Genomic DNA, 11,390 nt, shown 5'->3' with positions numbered 1-11,390 from the left:
GTTTTAACCTTAACCCAAGCGTATTGAAATATAGAGTACCTCTCTTGTTTTTTGGGGAATTTCCGAGTTTTAGGACAGTGGCATGGGAGAATACATTTTTGGCAAGCATTGCGGCTAATCAATTTCAAGACCGAAGAAAACCAAAGAACAAGAATAATGGCGCAAAATTTTCATCATAATTCCCAACTTCCCTCGGATATCTCAACTGCTATCAGTCGCACAGCAAAGCCAAGTTCTGAGTTTTACTCTCTTTTTTCTGAAGAAGAAGTTTTAGGGATAATTGATGCATTAGAACTTAGACGAGAAATACCTCTAAAGTATTCTTATAAAGGTAGAGGTGCAAAAATTTGGAACGAGTTTTACCTAAAATATGTTATTCCCAAATGGTATGGAAGAACAAATGTAGAAATTGACCTTCTAAAAAATAACTTTAAATATCTAAATAGCAATATTCCAGATGGAAAGAAAGTAAACATTGTAGATGTTGGTGCAGGAAATTCATATCCGGTTAAAAATTTTATCCGCAGACTGGATAAATTAGGCAAAGTTAATAAATATATTGCCTTAGATATTAGTGAGGAATTGCTTCATGTCTCCAGAAATAATTTTAAGAAATGGTTTCCACTAGTCGATTTTATTAGTTCTACAATTGACATCGAAAATAGTTGTGTGCCAAAAATTTTATTTCAAAATCAAACTAGTCTTGAAATTGACGACACAACAAAAATATTTTTACACTTAGGAGTTACCATTGGAAATCATCAAAATAGAGATAAGGTACTCAAAAACTTTAGAGATAGTATGGGGAAAAATGATTTTCTAGTATTCACTAACGAAACTGGTTCTAACTCTACATGGGATGGAATATTTAGAGGTGGTTGCAAGTATCATGTAGAAGAAATATATGGATGGGTAAAAAATAAGATTGGGATTAAATCTGAAGATTGTGAATTAGTAAGAAAGTATGATTTAAAAACAGATAGTATAGTTGCTAATCTTAAAGTTAGTCATGATTACACTATAAATTTTAGTCGGATAGGAATAGATAAAAAAATTGAAATCTCTAAAGGTGAAGAGATTACTATTTGGCGACATCATAAGTATGAAATGCCTAAACTTTTGCAAGAAATAGAACGTTCTGGACTACAACTTATTCACTATAGTACCGACAAATACAAATCACATATCATGGTGATTTGTAAAGTTGCCAGTAATTAAGGAACATAGATTAAATAAAATGTAAAACTTTATTCTGTATTTAGCTTCCCTCTCCTTGATAAGGCTATTGTGTACACATAAGTTTACCAGTATAACCATTACTATACATTGATGTCAAATTTGTAAAATCAGTAACTACTGTTAATTTTAAATGCGGAATCCTGCGGTGCTATCTTCACATTATGCGGCAGAAATTCCTAATTTATGCTGAGGCGATCGCTAAACAAATCCCACAAAAATAGTAACAGTTAGTTGCAAATTTTGAAGTAGATTTCCAGAAATCACCATCAAAATTTGGTTTTACTGTTTGAGGATAGAAATAATCATGAAAAATAAAGTATTGTTTGGCGCTATATTCATAGCAACTTGGGTAGGAACATTAATTCCTAGTGCTTTTGCTGCTTCACCCTGTTCTGTAGGACAAAAAGCTGAAGTTCTTTGGAAGGAAAAATGGTATCCAGCAACGGTACTTCAGGTTAATGATGACAAGTGCTATATTACCTACGATGGTTATGATAGTTCCTGGGATGAATGGGTTGGCACTGCACGCTTTCGGGCATCATTTCAAACTGGCGATGCAGTGAGAATTTTGTGGAAGGGTAAATGGTATCCAGGGCAGGTTTTAGAAGTTAGTAACGATCTTTATAAAATTACTTATGATGGCTACGATAGCTCTTGGGATGAGTGGGTTGAACCTGCAAGAGTAAGCAAATAGGGAATATTTCATTTTTATAAGTTTAAAGGGGCGATTTCACCTGTTGAAGTCGTCCCTTTAAATTTAAAAGGGTGATTATAAACCGCAGCTACTCACCCCTAAAAGATTGGTTTGGTGTTGCTTTCCCGCCCTGAAATAAATTTCGGGCTAATAGCTCAAGTCCGTTGAAACGGACTGAAATCAGAGTAATCAGAAATGATGGGTTAGACCTTTTATTAATTCGCCAACAGTCTCATTTCATTCGCCCTAGCTCTGTTAAACTGAGAATCATAAGTGAAATCTCGTATACTTTGGCAAACCTATGGAGCCAGTATCACTGACAGCTGCTGCGATCGCAACTTTGGTAATCACCAAAGCCTTTGAGCCTTCGGCTTATCGCACTCTCGCTTTAGACAATCAGTAAACTTCAAGAGTATTCATAAAATCAATACTATCTTTGGTACGGTTTTCACTACCAATATAAGTGTTCTGTTTTAGCAATAAATGCATTAGAGTACTTATTCATCGGATGCTAAATTCTGTAAGTCAGTTGAAACTGAATTTATTTCAATTCAGTTGCGAGTAGAACTAATTTCAACAAGTATTTGTGTATGAGCCAGAAATGGAAAGTCAATGAATCAAGCTATTCAAGCCTTTAATCATCCAGAAAAAGCATTTAAAATCTTATCAATTGATGGTGGCGGTATTAAAGGGATTTACTCAGCCAAAATTCTTGAACGCTTTGAAAGAAAATTTAACTGCGCTATTGCTGACCATTTCGACTTAATTTGCGGAACTTCTACAGGAGGTTTAATTGCTCTCGCTTTATCTCTAAAAATTCCCGCTAGTCTAATTACTCAATTTTACTATAGGAGAGGAGAAGTAATTTTTAGAAAAACGGGTAATATTTACAGTTTAATTAAGCATATTATATTAGGCAGTAAATACAACAACCAAGAACTAAAAAAAGCTTTAAGAGAAATATTTGGCAACCATGTACTTGGAGATTCTCATTGCTTGTTATGTATACCTGCTTTTTCTATCACAAATGGAAGACCATTTATTTTTAAATATGACCATCCAGAAGGAAGTTTAACTAGAGATAACAGAACTGAATATGTTGATGTAGCTTTAGCCACAAGCGCTGCACCAACTTATTTACCAATAGTATCGATTTCCAATTATGATAACAGACAATTTGTAGATGGAGGAATTTTTGCTAACAACCCAACAATTGTTGGTGTAACAGAAGCTCTTAAATATTTTGTTGGAGAAGGCAAAAAATTTCAAAATCTAATGGTTATGTCTATTGCTTCATTGGAAGCTACTCCAGGTAGGCGCTTTCGTATCAAAAAAAATAGGTCAGTATTTGATTGGAATCAAGATTTAGTTCAGACATTTTTTGAAGGGCAGACATATTTAAATAATTATATCGTAGAAACTCTAGCTCAAAACTATAATCCACCGTTTGAATATTTGCGGATTCCCAGCACATCGCTTTCGCCAGAACATTCAAGGATTATTAGTTTAGATAATACCTCCAAAGAATCACTGGATATTATGTTGTCATGTGGCAACGATCAGGCAGATTTATATGAAAAACGGTTGGAAGTAGCTGAATTTTTTCAATACCCAAAGCGATACATTATTAGGTAAATCAATGGCTAATTGTCACGATTTATTTCTTGCTTTTAACTCGGTGATTGAGCTAACCGGGAATCGCAAACAATCTTTACGTAAATCGCGTAATGCCTTGCGTGATCGGATCAGAAGTTACTTTCAAGAGAAGCAAAAGGGGTTTTCTCCAAAGTTTCACGGTCAAGGTTCATTTATGATGAATACCATCATAAATCCACTAGACGGTGAATATGATATTGATGACGGGATATATTTTGAAGTGGAGCGAAAACCTGAACAGACAATTACAACTTTCCATCGTTGGATTTACGAGGCGGTAGACGGTCATACCAAAGACAAACCCATTGATAAAAATACTTGTATTAGAGTTATTTATAAAGGAAATTATCACATTGATTTGCCCATCTACTATATTATTAAGGGCAATAATTGTCCATACTTAGCACATAAAGATAGTGGATGGATAGCTAGTGACCCTAGAGAATTTATCAGATGGTTTGAATCACATACGGATGCGAAGGGGCAACTACGACGCATTGTTCGCTATCTCAAAGCTTGGAGTGATTACAAGTCAGCAGATTTACCAAGCGGTCTAATTTTTACGATTTTAGCGGCTGAAAATATCCAACATGATGACCGAGATGACATAGCGTTGTATAAAACGCTAGACAAGATCAAAAGCCACTTAGATTTTAGTTTCACCTGTTGTCGTCCCACAACACCAAAAGGAGAAAATTTGTTGAGGGAATACAACCCACTAGAGCAGTTCAATTTGATGAGTCAGCTAACTCGCATAATTAAGTCTGCAAAAGTCGCTTTGGATGATAGGACAAGTCGAAAAAATGCTTGTAAAGAGTGGCAGAGGCATTTTGGTGATAGATTTCCCTGCCATATAGTCGAAGATAAGGATGATGAACTTTTGAGCGCGGCGTATAGCGCATCTCTAACTTTTGCCAATCGAGCTATCATTCCTAGTAAACCAAAGGGGTTTGCGTGAACGATATTTGGTTTTTTAAAGATTTTCAACGGTTAGCGGTAGAAAGAGAAGCTATCAGCGACCTACAAGAAAGCGTTAATTGGTTGACAGGCACTAACTGGGTAATTGATGGCGCACAGCTTTGCGTTGAAGCTGTTATCCACGTTCACGGACACGATTACGCAGTAAAGCTGGTATATCCAACTTTGTTTCCCGAAGTACCTCCTACAGTCTACCCGCAAAATCCAAATGAAACATGGTCAACGCATCAATACCTAAGTGGCGCTTTGTGCCCAGAATGGCGACCAGATACATGGCATCGTGATATTCTTGGAGCGCAGGTTTTAGAAAGCGTTTATAAACTTTTGGAAATTGAAAATCCATATGACACACTTAACCACACCATAGCTCCAACGGAACACAATCTTTCAATTGGTCAGACGCTACGAAGTAGTTACGGACGCTTTTATACGCATAAGGAATTAACCAATTATCTAGCCCAACTTCCGAGTAGTACTGTTGGTTCAATTGAATTTTCAATACAGTGGCAAACTTTGTCTTTTTTGATACTCATTCAAGGAATTCGAGTTAATAACCAACTAGAATACTCAGACACATCAATTCCACAAGGTTTACGCGGAACTACAGATAACTATAAACTTTGGGTTGGTGCTTTCTACAAAACCGAAATAGTCAGCGAAGCATTTGAAGAAATTATAACTTTGGAAACCCTCAAATCGCTATTACAAACAGCAGGTTTTGAAACTGCTTCGTTGCTCCAAGCAAAAAAAATTAAAGAGACAAAGGGAGAAAGCGCATTCTTAGGAATTCTTGCAGTTGATAACATAGGGACGCTTCATTTCTTTTTTCAATTTTTTCCTGACAGCGAAAAGATTTTTAAATTAGCCCAGGTTGAATCTTTTATTGATTTCAATAATCCTCGCCTACCACTAGAACTGCATACATTACCAGGAAAAAAGGTTGGAATTGTGGGGTTAGGTTCTGTTGGTAGTAAAGTGGCTATATCATTAGCTCGCAGTGGTGTAGGAAAATTTCATTTAATAGATGAGGACGTTTTTCTACCAGAAAATGTTTGTCGTAACGACCTAGACTGGCGTAATGTTGGAGAGCATAAAGTTAATGCTGTTCAAGAAATTATCTCTTATATTTCTCCGTTTGCACAAGTTGAAGTTTCAATTATTAACTTAGCTGGTCAGGAGCTAAGTGCTTATTTAGACAGAGTTTTACGTAAATTAAGTCAGTGTGACATACTAATTGACGCTACCGCTAACCCAAGAGTTTTTAATTTGTTGGCATTTGTAGCAAAGACCTTCGCTAAATCTATGGTTTGGGGAGAAGTATATGCAGGTGGAATTGGATGCATGATTGCCCGTAGCCGTCCTGGTAGGGATATCAATCCAACTAATATGAGGTTAGCTTATTATCAATTTCTTTCAGAACAAACAGTACCTTTTTTCGACTCATCTACTCATCAATACACATGGGAAACTTCTGATGCAGAAATAATTGCAGCAACAGATGCTGAAGTTAGTATATTTGCTGGTCATATAACGCGATTTGTTATTGATACTCTCTTACCAAGAGAGCCATCTTTATTTCCTCAATCAATGTATTTAATTGGTTTGCAAGAAGCTTGGATTTTTAAAGCACCGTTTCACACAATTCCCATTAAAACTGATCACCTGCTTGAGCAAACAACTAGCGACTCTACATCTACTAAACCTTTATCAGAAAAAATAATATCAGAGAATATAAATTTTTTAAAAAACATATTGGAGAAAATCATTGGTGAAAATCCTCCTACCTGAAGAAATTACTTCAAAATTAACTAAAGCCTTGAAGCAAGCGGGCTATAAAGAGATTGGCGGCATTTTAATGGGAGAGTATGTATCGGAAGCTGTTTATCGAATTAAAGACCTGACTATTCAATTTTCTGGTGGTACATCTAGCTTTTTTGTACGTTTTGCAGAAGAAATTAGTAATCCATTGCAACGTTTTTTTAAAGAAACGGGGTATGATTTTACTCGTTTTAACTATTTGGGAGAGTGGCATTCCCATCCTAACTTTGCACTCCTACCAAGCAGCACCGATTGTAAAAGTATGTGGGAGATTGTTGAAGACCCTAGTATCGGTGCTAATTTTGCTGTTTTAATGATTGTACAGCTAGATAATACACAGTGCATAAAAGGTACAGTTACAGTATTTATTCTTGCACATGAGATGTTCAAAGGCACATTAATTCAGGAAAAATTTTAATCTTAAAACGTTTGAGACTACAAAGGTTACTAGCGTTATCGAGAAAATAATTATTGTGTTGAAGGATACACACGTTTGCACTCATTAAGAGGATAAAGAACACGTATTATCCTAATTTTGACCTTTTGTGCAAAGCGTACCGTAATAAAACTGAAAAGTGCGATCGCTTTAACTCGGACTTTCCTGTTCTGAACTCTGAGGTAAAATGAGGCTCCCCAATCTACGCCAGTTTTAGTTTTTAGCCTTAACCCAAGCGTATTGTTATATAGGCAATCGCCTCACTCGGAAAGTTTCATTACTTACAGAAATAATTGCCCCTAACTCTAAATCTTCCTGACATTCACTTAAAACTTGCGTCAACCGTTCATTAATTGCATCATAATTTTCGTTCCCCAACCTAAACAAAATCACACTGGGTAAACTCTCCCCACTCACGGCTAAAAGTTGGGCAAAATCTAAATCTATAGTTAATAAAATTCTTCCTTCTGCACGGGCTTTAATTAAAATCTCATCATCTGGTAGTCTTTGCAAACCTTCATCGCGCAAATGCACTACATCATAACCAGCACCACGCAACCAAGTTACAGTGCGTAGTGAAATTCCCATATCTGCCAAAAACTTCATTATTACTTGTTAAGCACTTTTGAAGGTATAAACTCGTTCTTGAGTCAACCATGCTGCATAAAGAAGAGATTGACGAATATCTTCTGCTTCTAAATCAGGATATTCTTCTAAAATTTCTTCTGTAGACTTTCCATAAGCTACCAAATTTACCACTAAAGAAACTGGAATTCGCATCCCGCGAATGCAAGCTTGTCCACCCATAATGCTAGGGTCAAATGTAATTCTCTCCAGACCTAACATAAACGATCGCTCCAAAATCTTTTTTATCGCTCTGAGGTGCAATGACGATATTGTAAAACCTAGCGCTCTATTTTTGATTGTAAACCCATAAGCGATCGCCTCCCCCCAAATCCAGAATAAGCTAGTTTTGTGCAAAACCTACCGTAATAAAACTGAAAAGTGCGTTAGCGTTCGCAAAGCGTCTCGTAGAGAAGCTCACCGTTGGCGTAGCCCTTCGGCTGCGCTCAGGAACCGCCCGTCGGAGACATCGCTTCTTGGAAATCTTAAAGACTATTCCATTCTTCTAACGTGATTTCCCGCTCTAGAATAACCTCAACTTCTCGAATCATCATCCGCAATTGCGGTACAGAATACTCATCATTAGAGGGAATAGTTAGGCGATATTCTCCGTAAACCATAAACTGATGTCTTGTTCCAGAAAAAGGGCCATCAAAGCCAAGCGATCGTAATTTTTTTACAAAATCACGACGCTTACAGGGTATCCATCGGCTCAAGAGTCGGCTCCTTGTTGAGGTCAATATTATCAATTACTGGTAGAGAATGTCCCAGCTTTAACCCAAGCAAAATCCAGTCTTCTAGCGTTGAGCGTAATTCATCCTCACACTCGCGCAAAGTTGATGCAAAGGCTATTACTCCTTTGCAAACAGGAATCCAACCTGCAAATGTACCATCTTCGAGCTTGTCATAAATTGCCTGGGCGATCGCTCGGTCAACATAATCGCTCAGAATAAACCTTATCGCCATGAAATCTCGCGTTGTGCTACCAGTTTAATCTTACGTTGAATGATGGTGCTTGGTCGATGCAACGTCTACAGTAATTATTTTATTACTTGCGATCGGAGGTTAATCAACCGATGCCAAGATTTATCACTTTTGGTAATTAACCCAACTAATTTTATTTTTGAGGTAAATAATGGAAATTAAAGTTATTAACGAACAAGAAAATTTCCAAGAAGTAATGCAAGTTTTGCTCACTCACTTAGAACCATCGAAGGTAATGAAATTTTGGGCAGCTTGTAAACTGAGTGAAGGTGACTATTTGCAAGTTAAAGAAAAACTATTTGTTAAAGAAACGGTTGCCAGCTTATATGCCAAAATCAAAGAATTTCAAGATGATGATAGTAAGCAATTGCTAGAATGAAGCCTATATTCCTGAATTAAAGTTTCAACTTATGATAGCCTCACCCCAACAAAGCTATATTACTGCTGAAGAATACCTCCAAATGGAGGAACAAAGCGATATCAAGCATGAATACATCGGTGGCTATATCTATGCAATGGCTGGAGCGCTAGATCCACACGTTACCATTGCTCTTAACTTGGCGTCTCTCCTCCGTAATCATGTGCGCGGCTCTGATTGTCGTGTTTACATCGCTGACATGAAAGCCAGAATCGAATCTCTGAATCGCTTTTATTATCCCGATGTGATGGTTACTTGCGATCCACGCGATCGAGAAACGCCAGGTTATAAAAGATTTCCCTGTTTAATTGTGGAAGTTTTATCTAATTCTACCGAAGCTTTCGATCGGGGCGATAAATTCGCCGATTATCAAACACTCGAAAGTCTGCAAGAATATGTTTTAATTAATACAAAACGTCAGCGAGTTGAGTGTTTTCGACGTAATGAACAAGGGTTATGGGTTTTACAATCTTACACAGCAGAGCATCAATCATTTCGACTCAATAGCGTGGATTTTGAGGAAACAATGGCAACACTTTACGAAGATGTAGTTTTTGAATAGTCATTTATTATAGGGTATTCGACGCAATATTTAGTAAAATATATAACTGATAAGCCTTGAAAGCTTCCTTACTAGGCGGAAGCGTTGATGAAAGCAGGCACAATTGATTAAAAAAAGTTATGGCGCTCATAGTTCAGAAATACGGTGGTACATCTGTCGGTTCAGTGGAACGTATTCAAGCTGTTGCACAGCGTGTTTATAAAACTGTTAAAGCTGGAAACTCTATTGTCGTAGTGGTTTCGGCGATGGGCAAAACCACCGATGGACTCGTCAAACTAGCTACTGAAATTTCTCCAAATCCTAATCGCCGGGAAATGGATATGCTGCTTTCCACTGGCGAACAAGTAACTATTGCCTTACTCAGTATGGCTTTGCAGGAACTCGGACAACCTGCAATTTCCATGACTGGCGCTCAGGTAGGAATTGTTACCGAAGCCGAACACAGCCGCGCTCGGATTTTACATATTGAAACTACTCGCCTAACTCGCCACATAAATGAAGGTAAAGTAGTTGTAGTAGCTGGCTTTCAAGGTATATCCAGCGTTGGAGAGATGGAAATTACAACTTTGGGTCGTGGTGGTTCCGACACCTCAGCAGTGGCGATCGCAGCCGCCTTAAAAGCGAATTTTTGTGAAATTTATACAGACGTTCCAGGTATTCTCACTACAGATCCTCGCTTGGTTGCGGAAGCTCAGTTGATGGATGCCATCACTTGCAATGAAATGTTGGAACTAGCTAGCTTGGGCGCAAAAGTGTTGCATCCCCGTGCTGTGGAAATTGCCCGTAACTACGGTGTTCCCCTTGTAGTTAGGTCTAGCTGGACGGATCAACCAGGTACTTGGGTGACATCAACCAAACCCCAAGGGCGATCGCTAATCAATCTAGAAATTGCCCGTCCAGTGGATCATGTAGAATTTGACACTAATCAAGCAAAGGTGGCTTTGTTGCGCGTACCCGATAAACCAGGTGTGGCAGCGAGATTATTTGGCGAAATTTCTCGGCAAAAAGTAGATGTAGATTTGATTATTCAGTCAGTTCATGAAGGTAACAGTAATGACATTGCCTTTACTGTCACCACACCAATATTAAAACGGGCAGAAGCAGTAGCAACAGCGATCGCCCCAGCACTCAGGAGTCAATCTAACCCCAAATCTGACGAAGCCGAGGTAATGGTAGAACATAACATTGCCAAAGTCAGCATCGCAGGCGCAGGAATGATTGGGCGTCCTGGTGTTGCTGCAAAGATGTTCGCCACCTTAGCCGAAGCAGGCGTAAATATTCAAATGATTTCCACCAGCGAAGTGAAAGTAAGTTGCGTAGTCAATGCAGCAGAATGCGATCGCGCCGTCTTAGCACTCCGCGCTGCCTTTGAAATCGAAGCAGGGGAGCAGGGGAGCAGGGGAGCAGGGGAGAGTCAATGTATAGATTCCCCTCTGCCCCTCCGCCCCTCTCCCCCTCTGCCCAATTGTCCTCCCGTTCGCGGTGTCGCCCTCGACTTGAATCAAGCGCGTCTTGCTATTCGCCAATTACCAGATCGTCCGGGGGTGGCGGCGAAGTTGTTTGGATTATTAGCGCAACATAATATTAGTGTTGATATGATTATCCAATCTCAGCGCTGCCGGGTAATTGATGGTGTTCCCAGAAGAGATATTGCCTTTACAGTCTCGCGAATAGACGGGGAAAATGCCAAAAAAATGCTTACTGAAGTAGCGGCAGAGTTAGGATGGGGTGAAGTTGTTTTAGATAGTGCGATCGCTAAGGTAAGTATTGTCGGTGCAGGTATGATAGGACACCCAGGTGTTGCTGCAAAAATGTTTGAAGCACTAGCCGAACACCAAATTAATATTCAAATGATTGCCACCTCAGAAATTAAAATTAGTTGTGTTGTGGCGCAAGAGCAAGGTGTTAAAGCTTTGCAAGCTATTCATGCAGCCTTTGAACTGGCTGGGAGTGAAAAATTTGTTGTGCCAGCGTAGAAGTG

General features: G+C 38.6%; 13 protein-coding genes. 9 read left to right on the top strand and 4 right to left on the bottom strand.

Annotated features, from left to right (window positions below; genetic code table 11):
• The first annotated feature begins 156 nt into the window (after positions 1–156).
• The 6 genes from RMX98_RS00605 to RMX98_RS00580 all read left to right on the top strand — a co-directional run bounded on the left by RMX98_RS00605 (position 157) and on the right by RMX98_RS00580 (position 6,803).
• On the top strand, positions 157–1,218 hold the full coding sequence (locus tag RMX98_RS00605) for an L-histidine N(alpha)-methyltransferase (protein ID WP_322679140.1): 1,062 nt from the start codon (positions 157–159) through the stop codon (positions 1,216–1,218).
• A gap of 325 nt (positions 1,219–1,543) precedes the next feature.
• On the top strand, positions 1,544–1,933 hold the full coding sequence (locus RMX98_RS00600; RefSeq protein WP_322679139.1) for a Tudor-knot domain-containing protein: 390 nt from the start codon (positions 1,544–1,546) through the stop codon (positions 1,931–1,933).
• Positions 1,934–2,545: 612 nt separating this feature from the next.
• The gene (locus RMX98_RS00595) at positions 2,546–3,568 is read left to right on the top strand and encodes a CBASS cGAMP-activated phospholipase (RefSeq protein ID WP_322679138.1); all 1,023 of its coding nucleotides are present in this window, start codon (positions 2,546–2,548) and stop codon (positions 3,566–3,568) included.
• A 4-nt stretch (positions 3,569–3,572) separates the two neighbouring features.
• A complete protein-coding gene (locus RMX98_RS00590) occupies positions 3,573–4,547 on the top strand; it encodes a cyclic GMP-AMP synthase DncV-like nucleotidyltransferase (RefSeq protein ID WP_322679137.1) in 975 nt (324 codons plus the stop codon).
• Positions 4,544–6,355 carry a ThiF family adenylyltransferase gene (locus RMX98_RS00585; RefSeq protein WP_322679136.1) on the top strand — a complete coding sequence of 604 codons (1,812 nt, stop codon included), beginning with the start codon at positions 4,544–4,546 and terminating at the stop codon, positions 6,353–6,355. The genes RMX98_RS00590 and RMX98_RS00585 overlap by 4 nt, the downstream gene beginning before the upstream one ends.
• Positions 6,336–6,803 (top strand): Mov34/MPN/PAD-1 family protein, encoded by a 468-nt coding sequence (locus RMX98_RS00580; RefSeq protein ID WP_322679135.1) that lies wholly within the window; start codon positions 6,336–6,338, stop codon positions 6,801–6,803. Before RMX98_RS00585 ends, RMX98_RS00580 begins: the two co-directional genes overlap by 20 nt.
• A 261-nt stretch (positions 6,804–7,064) precedes the next feature.
• Here RMX98_RS00580 and RMX98_RS00575 read toward each other — a convergent pair whose 3' ends face one another.
• The 4 genes from RMX98_RS00575 to RMX98_RS00560 all read right to left on the bottom strand — a co-directional run bounded on the left by RMX98_RS00575 (position 7,065) and on the right by RMX98_RS00560 (position 8,411).
• Positions 7,065–7,427 (bottom strand): DUF5615 family PIN-like protein, encoded by a 363-nt coding sequence (locus RMX98_RS00575; RefSeq protein ID WP_322679134.1) that lies wholly within the window; start codon positions 7,425–7,427, stop codon positions 7,065–7,067.
• 9 nt (positions 7,428–7,436) lie between these two features.
• Positions 7,437–7,667, bottom strand: coding sequence for a DUF433 domain-containing protein (locus tag RMX98_RS00570; protein WP_322679305.1), 231 nt, complete (start codon positions 7,665–7,667; stop codon positions 7,437–7,439).
• Positions 7,668–7,930: 263 nt separating this feature from the next.
• A complete protein-coding gene (locus tag RMX98_RS00565) occupies positions 7,931–8,161 on the bottom strand; it encodes a hypothetical protein (RefSeq protein ID WP_322679133.1) in 231 nt (76 codons plus the stop codon).
• A complete protein-coding gene (locus RMX98_RS00560; protein WP_322679132.1) occupies positions 8,139–8,411 on the bottom strand; it encodes a type II toxin-antitoxin system HicB family antitoxin in 273 nt (90 codons plus the stop codon). The genes RMX98_RS00565 and RMX98_RS00560 overlap by 23 nt, the downstream gene beginning before the upstream one ends.
• A gap of 169 nt (positions 8,412–8,580) precedes the next feature.
• Between RMX98_RS00560 and RMX98_RS00555 the strand changes: the two genes are divergently transcribed.
• From RMX98_RS00555 to RMX98_RS00545, 3 genes are all read left to right on the top strand, one after another.
• Entirely contained in the window at positions 8,581–8,808 is a 228-nt protein-coding gene (locus RMX98_RS00555) for a hypothetical protein (protein ID WP_322679131.1), read from the top strand.
• A gap of 31 nt (positions 8,809–8,839) precedes the next feature.
• Positions 8,840–9,409 carry a Uma2 family endonuclease gene (locus RMX98_RS00550; protein WP_322679130.1) on the top strand — a complete coding sequence of 190 codons (570 nt, stop codon included), beginning with the start codon at positions 8,840–8,842 and terminating at the stop codon, positions 9,407–9,409.
• A gap of 119 nt (positions 9,410–9,528) precedes the next feature.
• Entirely contained in the window at positions 9,529–11,385 is a 1,857-nt protein-coding gene (locus RMX98_RS00545; RefSeq protein ID WP_322679129.1) for an aspartate kinase, read from the top strand.
• The last annotated feature ends 5 nt before the right edge of the window (positions 11,386–11,390 follow it).

This window comes from Nostoc sp. DedQUE02, from assembly GCF_034531035.1.
Lineage (GTDB): Bacteria > Cyanobacteriota > Cyanobacteriia > Cyanobacteriales > Nostocaceae > Nostoc.
This window is presented reverse-complemented; position numbering and strand designations above follow the sequence as displayed.